Source organism: Lysobacter sp. H23M47, from assembly GCF_015209765.1.
In the GTDB taxonomy this organism is placed as follows: Bacteria; Pseudomonadota; Gammaproteobacteria; order Xanthomonadales; family Xanthomonadaceae; genus Novilysobacter; species Novilysobacter avium.
In genome coordinates, this window is the sequence record NZ_CP063658.1 from 2110107 (window position 1) to 2127508 (window position 17402).

Genomic DNA, 17402 nt, shown 5'->3' on the forward strand with positions numbered 1-17402 from the left:
TCCGCCGGCAATTGTCAATCCCCGCAACGTGCTTTAAGGTCGGTAAAGCCGTGCCCTGTGATGCATTGCACGGTGCGACGCGGAGCGTTTTCCGCAACCAGGGGGAATACCAATGAACAAGACGGCGTTTTTATTGCCGCTGCTGCTGGTCGCCGGCGGCGGCCATGCACAGCAGGCCAGTGGCTGCCCGCAGCTGGACGCAAGTACCGGTCTGACATGGGAGTACCGCGGCGGCGACGGCGCGGATTTCTGCCGCGCCCTGCGTGCCGACGGGTCCGAAGCGTTCGGCATGTACATCAGCAAGAAGCCCACCTTCTCGCCGCAGCGCAGCAACCGGGTGGAAAACGGCAGCATCGGCGGGCGCGATGTCCAGTGGTACCGGGCCGAACTGGCCGGGCAGCCGGGCATCGAGGCACGCGAGACGCTGCTCAAGCTCGATGATGGCCGAAGCGCGCACGTCTGGACCCAAGCGCCGTCGCAGGATCAGCTGCAGCAGGCTTTCGAGTTGACCCGCGACATCGACTTCTCGACCCGTCATACCGCAAAGGCGATCGCCGGCCAGTAACGGCCGACTGCGTTCACTTTACGTCTGCCCTGGTTTGCCGGCTTGGGTCAGGCGACCTACGGTGGCCGCACTGCGCTAGCCGTCCTGAGCGAGCAGCCCGGCGACGGCCTCACGGTAGCGCGCCGCGATTGCGTCCGCGTCCACGTGCCGGCCGCCATCGACCACGCAGCGACCGTCCACCCAGGTCTGCCGCACCAGCGGGCGGTTGCCGCTGAATATCCAGCGATCCACCGCGTCCGCATCGGTGGCGCCGGCAAACTGCGGCGCGTCGCCGTCCAGCACCAGCACGTCCGCGCCTGCCGGATCGACCCGATCGCCGGTGGCGTCCGATGCGCTGGCCAGCACGCCCCGCAGCAGGGTCTCGCCGACGCTGGACGAGTCCACGCTGACCGCGATGTTGCGTCGCCGGGTGACCAGGCGCTGGCCGTATTCGAGCCAACGCAGTTCCTCCACCGGCGATACTGACGAATTGGAGTCCGAGCCGACGCCCCAGCGGCCACCGGCGTCGAGATAGTCGCGCAGCCGGAACACGCCATCGCCGAGGTTGGCTTCCGTGGTCGGACAGATCGCCACCGTGGCGCCGGATTTGGCCACGCCGGCAAGTTCGGCGTCATCCAGGTGGGTGGCGTGGACCAGCGTCCAGCGCTCATCGACCGCCGCGTTGTCCAGCAACCACTGCACCGGACGCGACCCGCGCAGCCGCAGGCACTCCTCGACCTCGGGAAGCTGTTCGGCGATATGGATATGGACGCGGCTGTCCGTGGGCAGCGCAGCAAGCACCTCGTGCATCGCCTCCGCGGGCACCGCGCGAAGGCTGTGCAGCGCGCAGCCGATGCGCAGGCGCCCGCTCTGTTTTGCCCGCAATTTGTCCAGCAGGCGCAGATAGGCGTCCACGGTGTGGCCAAAGCGCTGCTGGCGCGGCTCCAGTGGCCGGCCGTCGAATCCGCCGGTCATGTACAGCACCGGCAACAGGGTCATGCGGATGCCGACGTCGGCCGCGGCCTCGACCAGCGCTGAGGACATCGCCGCGGGGTCCGCCCATGGCTTGCCTCCGGGGCCGTGATGCAGGTAGTGGAATTCGCACACGGTGGTGTAGCCGGCTTCCAGCATCTCGGCATACAGCTGCGCAGCAACGGCGTATAGCGATTCGGGGGTGAAGCGGTCGGCGAAGCGGTACATCGTCTCGCGCCAGGTCCAGAACGAATCGGCCGGATCGGTTTGCGCCTCGGCCATCCCCGTCATCGCGCGCTGGAAGGCGTGCGAATGCAGGTTCGCGATGCCCGGCACCACGCGCTGCGGCGCGCTGGAGACGTGGCGTGGCGCGGTTTGGTCCGCACGGGGCCTAGTCTGTGGCAGCGGTCCATCGCGCCAACCCTCGGGGTGCCAGATCCTGGCCGTCGCATTGCTGTTCATCGCCTGATTGTCGCCTGCCGCGGCGGCGCTGGCGAGCTGCCCTGGCGGCCGGCCTGGCAGGCGCAAGCGTGTTCCCTACAATGACCCGATGACGATTTCCGCTGAAACCAAGGACCTCCGCGCCACGAAGCCGGCCGCCAGCGACGCCCCGGGCACCGCCGGCGAGCGCTGGGATGGCCTCATCCTGGGCGCATCGCTGGCGACGCTCGACTGCGCCGACGGTTACGGCGAGGTCCGCAACGCCGCGCTGGGCTGGCGCGACGGACTGATCACCTACGTCGGCCCGCGCGATGGACTTCCCGACAAGCCCGAAGCGCTGGCGCACGATGTCATCACCACCGACGGCTGGATCACCCCGGGCCTGGTCGACTGCCACACCCATCTGGTGTTTGCCGGCGATCGCGCGCGCGAGTTCGAGTTGCGCCTGCAGGGCGCCAGCTACGAGGAAATCGCCCGCGCCGGCGGCGGAATCCTGTCCACGGTGGAAGCGGTGCGCGCCTGCGATGAAGACGAGCTGCTGCGGCAGTCGCTGCCCCGCGCGCGCGCCCTGCTCGCCGACGGCGCGACAACGCTGGAGATGAAGTCCGGCTATGGCCTGGACTTCGAAGGCGAGCGCCGGATGCTGCGCGTGGCGCGCCGGATCGGCGAGGAACTGGGCATCGGCGTTCGCACCACCTACCTGGCAGCGCACGCCCTGCCCGCCGAGTACAGGGAACAGGCCGACGCCTACATCGAGGAAGTGGTGCAGTGGCTGCCCAGGCTGCACGCCGAGGGGCTGGTGGATGCGGTGGATGCGTTCTGCGAGGGCATCGGTTTCACGCCGGCGCAGACGCGCCGCGTGTTCCAGTCCGCGCGCGCGCTGGACCTGCCGGTCAAGCTGCACGCCGACCAGCTCAGCGACTTGAGTGGCGCTGCGCTGGTGGCCGAATTCGGCGGTCTGTCAGCCGACCATGTCGAGCACACCAGCGAGGAGAGCGTGCGGGCGATGGCCGCTGCCGGCGTGGTCGCCGTGCTGCTGCCTGGCGCGTTTCATGTCTTGCGGGAAACCCGGCTGCCGCCGCTCGCCTCGTTCCGCGAACACGGCGTGGCCATGGCGATCGCGACCGACTGTAACCCCGGCACCTCGCCGCTGCTGTCGCTGCGCCAGGCCCTCCAACTGGCTTGCACCCATTTCCGCCTCACGCCGCAGGAGGGCCTGCGCGGGGCAACCGTCAACGCCGCGCGCGCGCTGGGGCTGGACGATCGCGGCGCGCTGCGGGTGGGCATGCGTGCCGACTTCGTGCGCTGGAAGATCCGCCATCCGGCCGAGTTGGGATACTGGCTGGGCGGTGACCTCGCCGGCGGCGTCTGGATCGGTGGTCAACGCGTGCATCACCGGTAACGCCGAGCCGCCCGATTACGGCACTATCGAGCTCTCGTTACCACGCCGCACAGACCCGCGGACCCACTGGAGAGATCATGCATCGCACCCTGCCCGTCCTGCTGCTCGCACTCGTTCCCGCCCTCGGTTTCGCCCAGTCGACCTCGCAGCCGAGCGCCACGGATGCCGCCCGCGCGCTGGCCCAGGAGGCGGTGATCGTGGACACCCACATCGACGCGCCCGGCATGCTGACCGATCGCTGGATGGACCTGGGCATCGATGCGCCAGGGCGCGAGTTCGACTACCCCAAGGCTCGCGCCGGCGGCCTGGACGTGGGTTTCATGTCGATCTACACCTCGGCCAAGCAGGACGAGGACGGCGTCGCCTGGCAGGCCGCCAACGAAATGATCGACTCGGTCGAGGCGCTGGTCCAGCGCCATCCCGACCGGTTTGCGCTGCTGCGCTCGCCCGGCGACGTCGAGCGCCTGCGCCAGGGCGGGCGCGTGCTACTGCCATTGGGCATGGAAAACGGCGCGCCCATCGGCGACGACCTGGCCAACCTGCAGTTCTTCTTTGATCGCGGCGTGCGCTACATCACCCTGGCCCACAGCGCGGCCAACCGGATCGCGGACTCCTCCTACGCCGTCGAGCGCAAATGGAACGGCTTGAGTCCGTTCGGGCGGCAGGTCGTGGCCGAGATGAACCGGCTGGGGATCATGGTCGACGTCTCCCACGTCTCCGACGAAGCCGCCCGCCAGGCGATCGAACTGAGCACGGTGCCGGTGATCGCCAGCCATTCGGCGTTCCGCCACTTCACCCCGGGCTTCGAGCGCAACATCAGCGATGAGCTGGCCAAGGCCATTGCCGCGAAGCACGGCGTGGTCCAGATTCCCTTCGGCACCGCGTTCGTCGATCCCCAGGGTGCGGCCGACACCCAGGCCCACTTCCGCGCCATCAACGACTTCAACCAGCGCAACGCCGAGCTGCGGGCGGCCGGCAAGCCGGAGCTCGACCGGGAGACGTTCAACCGCGAATGGTCGCAGGCGCACCCCGCGCCGCAGACGCCAATCGAGGCCGTCCTGGACCAGATCGACTATACGGTGCAGCTGATCGGGATCGACCACGTCGGCATCGGCTCGGACTTTGACGGCGTCGATGGCGAGTTGGCCGATGGTCTTCGCACGGTGGCCGACTTCCCGAACCTGATCAGCGGGCTGCAGGCCCGTGGCCACAGCGATGCGGACATCCGCAAGATCCTCGGCGGCAATCTGTTGCGGACCTGGGCGGCGATCGAGGCCGGTGCCCGCTAGCCCAACCGGGGTGCGGAGCACCTGAAACAATCGGGCCAAAAGGAAAGCCCCGCATTCGCGGGGCCTCTGCTCACAACGGCATGGCGCCGGTGTCTATTCCTTGGCGACGGTCTTCTTGGCGACGACCTTCTTGGTCGTTGCCTTGCTCGCGGCCTTGCTGGCGGAAGTCTTCTTCGCTACCGGCGCGCTGGCGGTGCCGGCGGCCTTGGATACGGCCGAGCGGGAGTTGCCGTAGCTGGAGTTGAAGCGCTTGCCCTTGGCGGTCTTGCGGTCGCCTTTGCCCATGATTTTGCTCCCGGTTGGGTGTTGATACGATTGAAAAACCCGCACCTCAGGCGTGATCACCGGCGCATGCTGCCGGCGCCACGCGTGGCGCGGGAACCGCCAAATCTTAACATGGGCGTCCGCTCGGCCGTCTGCCTAGTGGTGGCAGCAGGCGTCGTGCACGTGCCCGTGGTTCAGCCGCAGGTTGATCACATGCGCCACGCCCACCAGCGTGCCGCCAAACGTCATGGCGACGGCGTGCGGTACAACGCTGGCGTGCAGCGGGTGGTACAGCACTGCGGCCCAGAGCACGCCCAGGCCCGTCAACAACAGCCACAACGCCCGCGCGACACCATGCCTCCGGTAGCCCTGGACGAGACTGAACACGCCCAGCAAAGTAGCAAACAGCACGAAGGCCTGCTCGAACCGCTCGCTGCCCAGGCTCATCAACCCGACCGCCGGAAGCAACGCGATGGCGACCGGAAGCAGCGCGCAGTGCACCGCGCAGATGATGGAACCCGAAGCGCCGAGGCGGTCAAGCAAACGATGGTTACGCGGTGACATCAGGGCACCCTCGGTTGATGCATGACTTGTGGGGGACTTGCTGCTGGAGTGGAATAATATAACATTTCGATCCCGTGTCGCTATTTTCTGCAGGCTGCCCGTGTCTCCAGCATCTCCGTTGTGCCGTAACCCCCTCGTGGGTGCCTTGATCACCGCCATGCTGATCGCCCCATCCGCGTTTGCCGCCGGCCCCGGCGGAACGGCGCCGCAGTCGCACGACCCGGACCATGAGCCGGTCGACCTGAGCGCGGTCAAGGTGCGAGCGTCGGTCCTGCCAGGCACAGCCGAGGATCTGGCCCGACCGGTCGAGGTTCTTGCCGGCGAACGACTGGACACGGCCAAGGCCAGCTCGCTGGGCGAGACAGTCAACAAACTGCCCGGCGTGCAGTCGTCCTATTTCGGTCCCGGCGTGGGCCGTCCGATCGTGCGCGGCTTCGACGGCGCGCGGGTCCAGGTGCTCAGCGACGGGCTGGGCTCGGGCGATGTGTCCACGGTCAGCGCCGACCACGCGGTCAGCATCGAGCCCTTCCTGGCCAACCAGATCGAGGTACTGAAGGGACCGTCCACCCTGCTCTACGGCAGCGGCGCCATCGGCGGCGCGGTGAACGTAATCGACGGGCGCATCCCAGAGGCGGCCACCGACGAGCCGCTGCAAGGCCGCGCGGAACTGCGCGCTGGCACGGTCAACGACGAGAAGACCGGAATGCTGCGGCTGGACGGCACCTCCGCCTCGGGCAAGCTGGTGTTCCACTTCGATGCCCTGCACCGCGAGACCGGTAATTACGCCATCCCCGGGTTTGCCGAGAGCGCCCGCCAGCTGGCCGCCGAGGGCGAGACTCCCGATCCCGCCACCTCCGGAACGCTGGCCAACAGCGCCCTGCGCACCGATAGTGGCGCGCTGGGGCTGTCCTGGGTCGGCGAGCGCGGCTTCGCAGGCGTGGGCTACTCGCTGTTCAACACCCGCTACGGCGTGCCGGGCCATTCCCACGACGATGGTGATGGTGATGGCCATGGCCACGACGCGGGCGATGGCCACGACCATGGCGATGACGCCCATGGGGATGACACCCACGGGGGTGACGCCGTGCACATCCTGATGGACCAGCGTCGCACCGAAGTGCGCGCCGGCCTGGACGAACTGGGCGTGTTCGAGACCCTGCGGATCAAGTTCGCCGACACCCGCTACACCCACACCGAGTTCGAGGGTGAGGCGATCGGCACGGTGTTCGACAACAGCAGCAAGGAAGCACGGCTGGAACTGGTCCACCAGCCATGGGCCGGCTGGCGCGGCGCGTTCGGCGTGCAATGGGCGCACCGGAAGTTCGACGCGGTCGGCGCGGAAGCGTTCGTGCCGGGCACCGAAGGCAACGACACCGGCCTGTTCTGGATCGGCGAGCGCCGCAGCGGCGACTTCAAGTTCGAACTGGGCGCGCGGCATGACCGCAACACCATCGATGCGGTGCCGCAGCCGCTCGCGCCGCTGCGGGCCAACTCGCGAAAGTTCGAAGCGCTGAGCGGGTCCGCGGCGGTGCAGTGGGAGCTCAGCGACCGGTTCCACGCCTCCCTCGGGCTGGACCGCTCCCAGCGGGTACCGACCGCCGAGGAGCTGTTCTCCAACGGCCTGCATGTCGCCACCGGAACCATGGAGATCGGCGACGAGACCCTCGGCGTGGAAACGGCGAACCGGCTCGAGCTGGGACTGCGCTGGCACGGTGAGCGCATCGATCTGGGCGCGGCGGTGTACGGCATCCGTTATGCCGACTTCATCTATCAGGCCATCCCGACGTCGCTGGACGACCCCGGCAATCCGCTGTTGGACGGTGGCGTGCCGGTGCGCCTGTGGAGCCAGGCCGATGCCCGTTTCCACGGCATGGAGGCGGACGCCACCATCGCGCTGGTCGACAATGACCGTGGCGCGTGGGACCTGCGGGTGTTCGGGGATATCGTGCGCGGCAAGCTCGCGTCCGGTGGCAATGAGCGCGACGTGGACGTGGAGGTTTTCCACGGCGGGCACGCGCACCGGCACGCGGCGCGGATCAGCGAGCAAGGCAACCTGCCGCGCCTGGCGCCGGCGCGGCTGGGCAGTGAACTGTCCTGGAGCAACGGCACGTGGCGCGCGTCGCTGGGCGCGGTGCGCTACCTGAAGCAGGACCGGGTCGCGACCAATGAAACCACGACGCCCGGCTACACGCTCGTCGACGCCCACCTGGCCTGGCACCGCGACACCCCAACGGGCAACGCCTGGGAGGTGTTCGTCGACGGCAGCAACCTACTCGACCAGGAGGCCCGCCCACATACCTCGTTCCTGAAGGACCTGGCGCCGCTGCCGGGGCGCGGCATCGCGTTCGGCGTGCGCGCGTTCTTCTGACGGAGGGGCTTTAGCGCGCGGCCGCCGAGCAGGCCGCGCACAGGCCGTGCACTTCCAGGATCTGCGCCCGCGGGATGAAGCCCAGCCCGCGGGCGCGAGATTCCAGCGCCTCCACGATGGTGTCGTCTTCCAGTTCTGTCGCCGACTGGCAGCGATCGCAAATCAGGAACGGCACCGCATGCTGCTCGCCGCCGGGATGGTGGCAGCCGACAAAGGCGTTGACCGAGGCCAGCTTGTGGATGAAGCCGTGCTCGAGCAGGAAATCCAGCGCGCGATACACCGTGGGCGGCGCCGCGGCATCGTGCGTGGCCTTCATCCGGTCCAGCAACTCGTAGGCCTTCAGCGGCCGCTCGGCATCGGCGATCAGGCGCAGGGCATGGGAGCGGATCGGCGTCAGGCGCAATCCGCGCTGCGCGCACAATCGCTCCACCTCGAGCACGAAGGCGTCGCCATCATGGACGTGGTGCTGCGGATCGGTGCAGTCGTGGACAGGGCTCATGTCGTCGGTGCGGCCTGCAACGGGCGCGGCAAGCGCGCCCTTGCGACCGGTCTAATCCTCCAGCGGGATCCTGGCAAGCGCCGCGTCGATGCGGCGCACCGCCTCGGTCTGGCCGGCCAGGTAAACGGTGTGGGAAATGTCGGGGCTGACCTGGGTGCCAGTCATCGCGACGCGCATCGGCTGGGCGACCTTGCCCATGCCCAGCTCCAGCGCGGCGGCGGTGTCGTGCAGCGCGGCGTTGATCGCCTCCGCATTCCAGTCGGCCAGCGCGGCCAGGCGGGCGCGGGCGTCCTCCAGCGGTGCGCGCGCGGCGGCCTTGAGGTGCTTGGCCACGGCCGCTTCATCGTATTCCGTCAACGGCCCGAACCAGACCGCCGCGCGCTCGGCCATGTCCTTCAGCGTCTGCACGCGGTCGCGCAGGGCCAGCACGATGTCGACCGCGGCCGGTCCATTGGCCAGGTCGTAGCCGGCCTGCTGCAGGTGCCACTGCAGGTGCCCAGCCACTGCCGCGGGGTCATCGGTTTTGAGGTACTGCTGGTTGAGCCAGCCCAGCTTGGCCATGTCCAGCCGCGAGGCGCTGGCATGGACGTTCTTGAGGTCGAACAGGGAGGTCATCTCCTCGATCGAGAAGATTTCCTGATCGCCGTGCGACCAGCCCAGGCGCACCAGGTAGTTCAGCAGCGCGTGCGGCAGATAGCCCGCGTCGCGGTAATCCATGACGTCCGCCGCACCGGTCCGCTTCGAGAGCTTGGCGCCGTCCGGGTCCAGGATCATCGGCAGGTGCGCGAAGTGCGGCACCTCGACGTCCAGGGCGCGGTAGATGTTGATCTGGCGCGGGGTGTTGTTGACGTGGTCATCGCCGCGCACGACATCGGTGATGCGCATGTCCATGTCGTCGACCACCACCGCGAAGTTGTAGGTCGGGTAGCCGTCGGAGCGGAAGATCACCAGATCGTCCAGCTCGCTGTTGGCGATCTCGATACGCCCCTTGACCTTGTCCTCCCAGGCGACCACCCCGTCGAGCGGGTTGCGGAAGCGGATCACCCGGTTGGGGTCCTCGCGGAACCCCGCGTTCCGGTCGCGGTAGGCGCCGTTGTAGCGCGGCTTGGTGCCGGCCTTCATCGCCGCTTCGCGCATTGCGTCCAGTTCCTCGCGGGTCTCGTAGGCGTAGTACGCGTGGCCGGCCGCCACCAGTTGCTCGGCGACCTCGCGGTAACGCTCCAGTCGCTGCGTCTGGTAGACCGGCGCGCCGTCGTAGTCCAGGCCCAGCCAGTCCATCGCCTGCAGGATCGCGTCGATCGCCGCCTGCGTGCTGCGCTCGCGGTCGGTGTCCTCGATGCGCAGGACGAACTCGCCGCCGCGGTGGCGCGCCTCCAGCCAGCAGTACAGGGCGGTGCGGGCACCGCCGATGTGCAGGTATCCGGTCGGGCTGGGAGCAAAGCGGGTACGGCAGGTCATGCGGTCAGGCTCGTGCGGGTGGACCGGTGATGGTACCGCGACCGCCGTTCCCCGGCCGATCAGCCCGATCCCGAATCGGTACCCTCGCCACCCGTCAGCGGGCTTCGCGCGTCGAAGGCCAGGGTCGCGATCACCCCGAACTCCCTTCCAGGCTGGACCGACACGCTCCAACCGTACAGCGCGCACAGCCGGCGCACGATCGACAGCCCAATGCCGCCGCCGTGGGTGTGGCCGGCATGGGTGCCGCGGTAGCCGCGCTGGAAGATGCCGGCGGCGTCCTCGGCGCTAAGCCCGGGGCCGGAGTCGATCACCTGCACCGCGCCGTCCAGCATGCGCACGATGACCTCGCCTTCGGTGGTGTACTTGACCGCGTTGCCGATCAGATTGCCCAGCGCCACGGCGACCGCCGCTTCCGGCGCATCCACCACCAGCGGGGCGGTATTGTCCTCCAGGCGCAGCACCAGCGGCTTGCCGGCCAGCTGGGTGCGATGGACGTCCAGTGACTGCGCTGCCAGCTTGGCCACGTCGGTGGCACCGTGGCCGCGTTCGTTGCGCGACAGCAGGAGCAGCGCGCTGATCAGGTCGGTGCACTGCTGCTCGGCGCGCTGGATGCGCATCAGGCGGCTCCGGGTCTTCTCGTCGAGCTGCGGGTTGGACAGCAGCAGCTCGACCGCGCCGCGGATCACCGCCAGCGGCGTGCGCAGCTCGTGGCTGACGTCGGCGTTGAACTCGCGGTCGCGCTGGACCACCTCGGTGAGCCGGCCGGCGTAGTCATCCAGCGCCTCGGCAAGCTGGCCGACCTCGTCGTCGGGAAAATGGTCGGCCAGTGACTCCGAGGCGGCGCTGCGGCCGGACTCCTTGAGCCGCTTGGCCAGCTCCGACACCGGACTCATCACCCGCGAGGCCGACCACCAGCCCAGCACCAGCGACAGCAGGGTGAACACCAGCACCGAGGCATACAGGGCGTGGTTGAAACGCTCCTCGCTGCGCTTGGACGGGGTCATGTCATAGGCCAGGAAGAACCAGGCCTGCGGCGTCTTGCGCACCGCCAACTTGTACGCGAACTCGGTCCCGTCCGGGTCGCTGCCGACCATGCCGGTGATGCCGTCCGACAGCGCATACCACTCGGGCCGGCTGAGGCGCACCGACTCGAACTTGTCGGGCGTATAGACGTAGGCGCGGACCTGATCGAAGGGGAATTCGCGGTTGTTGGGATCCACCTCGAACTGGTGCGCGGCGTTGGCGAGGTTGCGGTTCATCACATCCTCGATCAACTGGTTTTCCACGCGCGCGCGGGTCCAGTTGGTCGCCCAGGCAAACAGCAGGGTGAGGCTGAAACCCAGCAACACGAACGACAGGATGATGCGGCTGCGCAGCCGCCGCCGGTAGCGCATGCGCCGGCTGGGGGCGGGGCCGCCGGTCGCTGCCGCCCTGGGAACCTCAGCTTTCGGCATCGAGCTCGGCGATCCGGTAGCCAATGCCGTGGCGGGTGTGGATCAGCGATGTCGGGAACGGCTTGTCGACCACCGCGCGCAGGCCGTGGATGTGCACTCGCAGGCTGTCGGAGTCCGGCAGTTCCTCGCCCCAGACCCGCGTCTCCAGCTCCTGGCGGGTGACCACGGCCGGTGAGGACTCCATCAGCGACTGCAGGATCTTCAGCCCGGTCGGGTTGAGCTGGAGCAGCTTGCCCTGACGGCGCACCTCCAGCGTGTCCAGGTTGTATTCCAGGTCGGCGGCGGTCAGCACGCGGGTCTTGACCCCGCGTCCGCGGCGCGCGAGGGCGTTCAAGCGGACCTCCACTTCCTGCAGCGCGAAGGGCTTGATCAGGTAGTCGTCGGCGCCCGAATCGAACCCGGCCAGCTTGTTGTCCAGGGTGTCGCGCGCGGTCAGCATCAGCACGGGGGTCTGCTTGCGCGCCTCGTTGCGCAGCTTGCGGCAGACCTCCAGGCCATCGATGCCGGGCAGGTTGAGGTCGAGCACGATGGCGTCGAAATCGTGCACAACGGCGAGGTGCAGGCCGGTGATGCCGTCGGCGGCAAAGTCGACCGTGTGGCCGCGGTCTTCGAGGAAGTCGCCAAGGTTGGCGGCAATGTCCTGGTTGTCTTCAATGACGAGGATGCGCATGGAGTCTTCCTGTGTGGGATGACGCCGGCCGGGGCCGCGTCGGAACCGGACGGACGATTGAAAATCGCCCGGCGCGGTGGATCGCCCGATTCTGCCAGACCGCGGCGGTGGACAACGTCACGGCGCGCGCCGGCATCCACCCGTGCGACGCGGCGTCAGCGTCGCTGCAGCCGCCAACAGCGGTGGATCCGGGTGTTGCGGGCAAAATCCGGCGGGATGGTCTGCGCGCTGATCTCCTCGCAGGAGGCAAATTCCGCCACCGCCGCCTCGTCCAGACGGAAGCGGCGGAAGTTGTTGGAGAAGTACAGCACGCCGTCGCGCGCCAGCCGATCGACCGCCGCACGCAGCAGCCGGACGTGGCTGGCCTGGATGTCGAAATCGTCCGCGCGCTTGGAGTTGGAAAAGGTCGGCGGGTCGCAGAACACCAGATCGTACTCGGCCTGGTCGGCCTCCAGCCAGGCCATGGCGTCGGCCTGCACGAGCCGATGCCGTGCGCCGCCCATGCCGTTCTCGGCCAGGTTGTCGGCGCACCATTGCAGGTAGGTCGGCGACAGGTCGACGGTGGTGGTCTGGCGGGCGCGGCCGACGGCGGCGTGCATGGTGGCGGCGCCGGTGTAGCCGAACAGGTTCAGGAAGCGGGTGTCCTCGGCCTCGGCCGCGATCCGCAGGCGCAGCGGCCGGTGGTCGAGGAACAGGCCGGTGTCGAGATAGTCGAACAGGTTGACCCGCAGGCGGGCATCGCCTTCGCGCACGGTCAGGTACTCGCCGCGCTGGTCGAAACGGCCGTACTTGGAGCCGCCCTTGCCGCGCGAACGTGTTTTCAGAGCCACGTGCTCACGCGGCACGTCGAAGACCTCGCGCGCGGCGGCCAGCAGCTCATTCAGGCGCCGGCGCTGCAGGGGTTCGGGAATGTCGTCGGGCGCCGCGTATTCCTGCACGTGGAGGAAGGTGCGCGGCGATTCCTCGTCGGTCTGGTAGACGTCGATCGCGGCGGAATACTCCGGCAGGTCGGCGTCGTAGGCGCGGAAGCAGGTCACCGCCTCGCGCTGGCGCCAGGCCTTCAGCTTGCGCAGGTTCTTGCGCAGGCGGTTGGCGACCATCTGCGCGCCCTCCGCCAGTGCCGGCGCCTCCTCGCCCGCCTTGCGCTCGCGCTGCGGCGGTGCCACCGGATCGACGGTGATCAGGGTGCATTCGATCGCGCCGTTGAACATCTGGTACTTCTTCAGCGCGCGCAGGCCGGTAGCGTGGGCCAGCTCGGCGTCGCCGCACAGCAGGCTGGCCCGCCAGTCCGGCACCGCGCGCTTGAGCGCATCGCCGAGCGCGCGGTACAGCGCCGGATCGGCGGCCAGGCGCAGGTCGTAGGGCGGGTTGCAGACCACCAGTCCGCCGGGCGCGGCGTTCGCATCCGGGTCGACCTCCGGCCGGGGGAGCACGGGGATCGATCCCAGGCGCAGCCCTTCCACCGCGGCGGCTTGCCACTGGATCACCCCGGCCAGTCCGGCCAGGACCTCGTTCTCCTGCGCGGCGGCAATCGCATGCGGATCGCGGTCACGGCCGAAGAACACCGGCCGCAGCGCCGCGCGTCCGGCGAGCTCGCGCTGGCGCGCGTCATCGTGCAGCGACTGCCAGGCGTCCGGGTCGAAGCCCTTCCAGCGGGTCGGGGCGAAGCCGCCGTGGCGCAGCAGGCCGGGGGCGACGTCGGCGGCCATCAGCGCGCCCTCGATGACCAGCGTGCCGCTGCCGCACATCGGGTCGAGCAACCCGCCGCCCCCGGCGTAGACCTGCGGCCAGCGACCGCGCATCAACACGCCCGCGGCCAGGTTTTCCTTCAACGGCGCCTCGCCCTGCTGCTGGCGCCAGCCGCGTCGGTGCAGCGGGCCACCGCCCAGGTCGATGGACACGATCGCGCGGTCCTTGCGCACCACCAGGTTGACGCGCACATCCGGCGTGTCCACATCAACGTTTGGGCGCATGCCGGTGGCCTCGCGCATCACATCCACGATCGCGTCCTTGACGCGCTGGGCCGCGAAACGGGCGTGGGTCAGGCCGGTTCCCGACACGTGCGCATCCACCGCGATGGTGTCGTCTTCGCCGAGCTGCGCGGGCCAGTCGATCGCGGCCACGCCGGCGTACAGCGCCTGCTCGCCGGCGCAGTCGAAATCGGCGATCGGCCACAACACGCGGCTGGCCAGGCGCGACCACAGCACCGCGCGCTGCGCGTCGAGCAGGCTGCCTTCGACATTCACCCCGGCCATCGTCGCCGTCGCCCGCGCGCAACCCAGCGCGAGCATCTCCTCGGCCAGCAGGTATTCCAGGCCCTTGCCGCAACTGGCGAAAAACTTCATTGCGCGTCCCCACGCTCGTTCGACGGTTGCAGGCTCGACAGCAGGCCCATGAACGCGTCGGCACTGGCCTGCACGTGGCGGGAAAGCCGGTGATCGTCATCGACCAGCAACAGGCGGGCGCGGCGCTCCTGCGCCCAGCCGACGACGTCCGCGGCGGGAATCAGCTCATCGTCCCAGCCGTGCAGGATGCTCAGCGGCACATCGGCGGCATCGATGGGATGCGCCTGGTTCATGCGGATCGGCGGTGCCATCAGGAACAGGCCGGCCACCGGAACCTGCATGGACGCGTGCGCGGAGATGAAGGCACCGAGGCTGGATCCCGCCAGCACGACCGGCCCGCGCGCGGCGGCGGCGCGGGTCAATTCCACCAGCCGCTGCAGGCGCTGCGGCACATCTCCCAGCGGGCTGATGTCGGCGCAGGCGTCCAGGTCGGTGTAATCGGGTCGCTCGCAGGTCCAGCCGAGCTCCGCGGCGGCCTGCGCGAGCGCGGTGACCTTGGTCGCGTCGGGGCCGCTTTCAAAGCCGTGGGAAAGGATGCAGTGTCCGCGCATGGTGAATCCGGAAGTAAAAACGCACGGCGGCAACGGCGTGGCGGGCACGGCGCGCGCAGCGGTGGCTGGGGCCCGCGATGCTAGCATCCGGGCCATGCCCACCGAGCCTGACGCCGCCGCTGCCGGCCCTGCCATTCACCCAGCGCCGCTGCCGTATCAGGCGCGTCTGTCCCAGCGGGATCCGGCGTCAATCGACCTGGTGGTGATCCACTGCACCGAGCTACCGGACCTGGCCATGGCGCGCGAGTACGGGGAGCGTGTGCTTTATCCGGAATCGGGCACGGGCAACAGCGGCCACTTCTACATCGACCGCGACGGCACGATCCACCAGTACGTCGACCTCGACCGCGTCGCCCACCACGTGCGCGGTGTCAACGACCGCTCTGTCGGCATTGAGCTGGTCAACAGCGGCCGCTACCCCGATTGGCTCGATTCCCGCCACCAGTCGATGGACGAAGCCTATCCCCCCGCGCAGATCGCTGCGCTGCTCGCGCTGCTGGACTGGCTTGCCGGCAGCCTGCCCTCGCTGCGATGGGTCGCCGGCCACGAGGACCTGGATACGGAACTGGCCGTGGCGAGCGACGATCCCGGCCTGCGCGTGCCGCGCAAGCGCGATCCGGGACCGCGGTTCCCGTGGGCGGACGTGCTCACGGTCACTTCGCTGGAACGGCTGCCCGGCTGAGCGCTGGCCGGTGCCTTTGCCCGGCCTGTATCGCACGACCGGCACGGCCGGCCACGTGCCACCGGCGGCTATAATTGCCGGTCACCCGTTTTGGTCCGCCGCATGACGCCCCCCGTTTCCGAGCTGATCGACCTGCTCTCGCTGGAGCGCCTCGAGGACAACCTGTTCCGCGGCCAGAGCCGCGACATCGGCACCAAGTACGTGTTCGGTGGCCAGGTGCTCGGCCAGGCCCTGTCGGCCGCCCGCGCCACCCTGGCGGAGACCCGCGGGGCCCATTCGCTGCACGCCTACTTCCTGCGTGCCGGCGACATCAAGGCGCCGATCGTCTACCAGATCGACCGCACCCGCGACGGCGGCAGCTTCTCGGTCCGCCGGGTGACCGCGATCCAGCACGGCCAGGTGATTTTTTTCATGGCGGCGTCCTTCCAGGCCGAGGAGCCCGGTGCCCAGCACCAGTCCTCGATGCCGTCGGTGCCCGTGCCCGAGGACATCGAGCCTTCGCCGTCGGTGCCCGACAAGGTCATGGCCACGCTGCCCGACAAGATCCAGCGCTGGCTGTCGCGCGAAGGGCCGTTCGAGTTCCGCCACGTCTATCCGCGTGACGAGCTCAACCCGCCCAAGCGGCCACCGCAGCAGCAGGTGTGGTTCCGCCTGACCGACCGGGTCGGCGACTCCCCTGACCTGCACCAGGCCCTGCTGGCGTACGCGTCGGACTTCCAGCTGTTGGGCACGGCGACCTATCCGCACGGGATCAGCTACTACCAGCCCAACGTGCAGATGGCCTCGCTGGACCACGCGCTGTGGTTCCATCGCCCGTTCCGCGCCGACGACTGGCTGCTGTACTCCATCGACAGTCCCAGCGCGCAGAGTTCGCGCGGCCTGGCCCGCGGCCAGATCTATTCGCGCGACGGCGTCCTGATCGCCAGCACGGCGCAGGAAGGCCTGATCCGCGTGGTGCCCGATGCCGCCGGCGCCGCGACCCACGTCCCGGCGCGGAGCTGAGCGCCCGCCATGCGCAAGGTGTTCAGCAGCCACCGGCTGGAAAACACCGAAGGCGTCGCCGAGCTGCTGCGCCAGGCCGGGATCGAGGTGCGCATCCTCAATGGCCGCTCCTACAAGGGCAACCGCCGCCGAACCTTCAGCTATTCCGATCCGTCGGCGCCGGTATCGGAAGCCTGGGTCGTGCGCTCCGATGACCAGCGTCTCGCGCGCGAGATCCTCCGCGAAGCCGGCCTGATCGATACCACCCGCCCCGACGGGGGCTATACGACGCCGACGTTCCGCAGCGAGGTCGAATTGGCCCAGGCGCGCTCACCGGCGCGCAAGAAACTGCTGCGGGTAAAGCTGGGCGTGCTCGCGCTGATTGCAGCGGTGGTCGTGGCCGCTGCCATGCACACCCTCAACCAGCCACCGGCACCGGCTGCCGCGCCTGCAGATCCCTCGCTGGTGGAAGTCCAGACCGCATCGCCGCCTTTCGACGGTTCCATCGCGGCGACCTTGCCTCCGGTCGCCCGGCTGGTGCTCGCCAGAGCCCTGCAGGACGTCGATACGCCGGTCGCGTGTGTGGGCGTGGACCGCGGCGATGCGCCTGCGGCGATCGTCAGCGCCCTGGCGGCGTCCCATCCCCGCCTGACGGTGGTGCCCGCCACCGCCTGCCAGGAAATCGCCGACGAGGATCGAGGAAGCTTCGAGCGGGCCACCGGCCGCGCGGCCACGATCGTGGACGTGCGCGTGTTCCGGCCCGCTGGCCCGGAACACGGCACCGTGGAGGTCAACGCGTACCACCATCGTGGCTGGGCGGCTTACGAGACCCTGGAGGTCACCCGTGTGGATGGCACCTGGCAGGTAACCGACGTGATCAAGCGTGTCGAAAGCCGGGGCTTGATGGGCTTTTGACCC

General features: G+C 69.0%; 16 protein-coding genes. 7 read left to right on the top strand and 9 right to left on the bottom strand.

The annotated features are described in order from the left end of the window. The first annotated feature begins 112 nt into the window (after positions 1-112). Positions 113-565, top strand: coding sequence for a hypothetical protein (locus tag INQ43_RS09545; RefSeq protein WP_194034047.1), 453 nt, complete (start codon positions 113-115; stop codon positions 563-565). A gap of 75 nt (positions 566-640) precedes the next feature. Here the strand turns inward: INQ43_RS09545 and INQ43_RS09550 are convergent, their stop codons facing one another. Beyond that, positions 641-1978 carry a formimidoylglutamate deiminase gene (locus INQ43_RS09550; protein ID WP_194036286.1) on the bottom strand — a complete coding sequence of 446 codons (1338 nt, stop codon included), beginning with the start codon at positions 1976-1978 and terminating at the stop codon, positions 641-643. A gap of 88 nt (positions 1979-2066) precedes the next feature. Here INQ43_RS09550 and hutI point away from each other — a divergent pair, with 88 nt between their 5' ends. Both hutI and INQ43_RS09560 read left to right on the top strand, forming a co-directional pair. Next, positions 2067-3359 (top strand): imidazolonepropionase, encoded by a 1293-nt coding sequence (gene hutI, locus INQ43_RS09555; protein WP_194036287.1) that lies wholly within the window; start codon positions 2067-2069, stop codon positions 3357-3359. A 77-nt stretch (positions 3360-3436) separates the two neighbouring features. Then, positions 3437-4648 carry a dipeptidase gene (locus tag INQ43_RS09560; protein ID WP_194036288.1) on the top strand — a complete coding sequence of 404 codons (1212 nt, stop codon included), beginning with the start codon at positions 3437-3439 and terminating at the stop codon, positions 4646-4648. 93 nt (positions 4649-4741) lie between these two features. On the opposite strand, the gene INQ43_RS09565 is transcribed toward INQ43_RS09560, so the two are convergent. Continuing rightward, entirely contained in the window at positions 4742-4933 is a 192-nt protein-coding gene (locus INQ43_RS09565; protein WP_193984103.1) for a 30S ribosomal protein THX, read from the bottom strand. 135 nt (positions 4934-5068) lie between these two features. Then, the gene (locus INQ43_RS09570; protein ID WP_194036289.1) at positions 5069-5476 is read right to left on the bottom strand and encodes a MerC domain-containing protein; all 408 of its coding nucleotides are present in this window, start codon (positions 5474-5476) and stop codon (positions 5069-5071) included. Between the two features lie 157 nt (positions 5477-5633). Here INQ43_RS09570 and INQ43_RS09575 point away from each other — a divergent pair, with 157 nt between their 5' ends. Further along, a complete protein-coding gene (locus INQ43_RS09575; protein WP_228062474.1) occupies positions 5634-7844 on the top strand; it encodes a TonB-dependent receptor in 2211 nt (736 codons plus the stop codon). Between the two features lie 10 nt (positions 7845-7854). Here INQ43_RS09575 and INQ43_RS09580 read toward each other — a convergent pair whose 3' ends face one another. The 6 genes from INQ43_RS09580 to INQ43_RS09605 all read right to left on the bottom strand — a co-directional run bounded on the left by INQ43_RS09580 (position 7855) and on the right by INQ43_RS09605 (position 14821). Beyond that, positions 7855-8343: a transcriptional repressor gene (locus tag INQ43_RS09580; protein WP_194036290.1), complete on the bottom strand. Its 489-nt coding sequence runs from the start codon at positions 8341-8343 to the stop codon at positions 7855-7857. A 51-nt stretch (positions 8344-8394) separates the two neighbouring features. After that, positions 8395-9801 carry a glutamate--tRNA ligase gene (gene gltX / locus INQ43_RS09585; protein WP_194036291.1) on the bottom strand — a complete coding sequence of 469 codons (1407 nt, stop codon included), beginning with the start codon at positions 9799-9801 and terminating at the stop codon, positions 8395-8397. A gap of 59 nt (positions 9802-9860) precedes the next feature. After that, entirely contained in the window at positions 9861-11255 is a 1395-nt protein-coding gene (locus INQ43_RS09590; RefSeq protein ID WP_194036292.1) for a HAMP domain-containing sensor histidine kinase, read from the bottom strand. Beyond that, the gene (locus INQ43_RS09595; protein WP_043957384.1) at positions 11242-11925 is read right to left on the bottom strand and encodes a response regulator transcription factor; all 684 of its coding nucleotides are present in this window, start codon (positions 11923-11925) and stop codon (positions 11242-11244) included. Before INQ43_RS09595 ends, INQ43_RS09590 begins: the two co-directional genes overlap by 14 nt. Positions 11926-12080: 155 nt before the next feature. Next, positions 12081-14270 (bottom strand): bifunctional 23S rRNA (guanine(2069)-N(7))-methyltransferase RlmK/23S rRNA (guanine(2445)-N(2))-methyltransferase RlmL, encoded by a 2190-nt coding sequence (gene rlmKL / locus INQ43_RS09600; protein WP_194036293.1) that lies wholly within the window; start codon positions 14268-14270, stop codon positions 12081-12083. Continuing rightward, positions 14267-14821, bottom strand: a complete 555-nt coding sequence (locus INQ43_RS09605; protein WP_194036294.1) for an alpha/beta fold hydrolase — start codon at positions 14819-14821, stop codon at positions 14267-14269. Before INQ43_RS09605 ends, rlmKL begins: the two co-directional genes overlap by 4 nt. Before the next feature lie 94 nt (positions 14822-14915). Here INQ43_RS09605 and INQ43_RS09610 point away from each other — a divergent pair, with 94 nt between their 5' ends. The 3 genes from INQ43_RS09610 (at position 14916) to INQ43_RS09620 (ending at position 17399) form a co-directional block, all read left to right on the top strand. Beyond that, the gene (locus INQ43_RS09610) at positions 14916-15503 is read left to right on the top strand and encodes an N-acetylmuramoyl-L-alanine amidase (protein ID WP_194036295.1); all 588 of its coding nucleotides are present in this window, start codon (positions 14916-14918) and stop codon (positions 15501-15503) included. A 102-nt stretch (positions 15504-15605) separates the two neighbouring features. Continuing rightward, positions 15606-16505 carry an acyl-CoA thioesterase II gene (gene tesB / locus INQ43_RS09615; RefSeq protein WP_194034058.1) on the top strand — a complete coding sequence of 300 codons (900 nt, stop codon included), beginning with the start codon at positions 15606-15608 and terminating at the stop codon, positions 16503-16505. Positions 16506-16514: 9 nt separating this feature from the next. Then, the gene (locus tag INQ43_RS09620) at positions 16515-17399 is read left to right on the top strand and encodes a hypothetical protein (protein ID WP_194034059.1); all 885 of its coding nucleotides are present in this window, start codon (positions 16515-16517) and stop codon (positions 17397-17399) included. Positions 17400-17402: the final 3 nt, after the last annotated feature.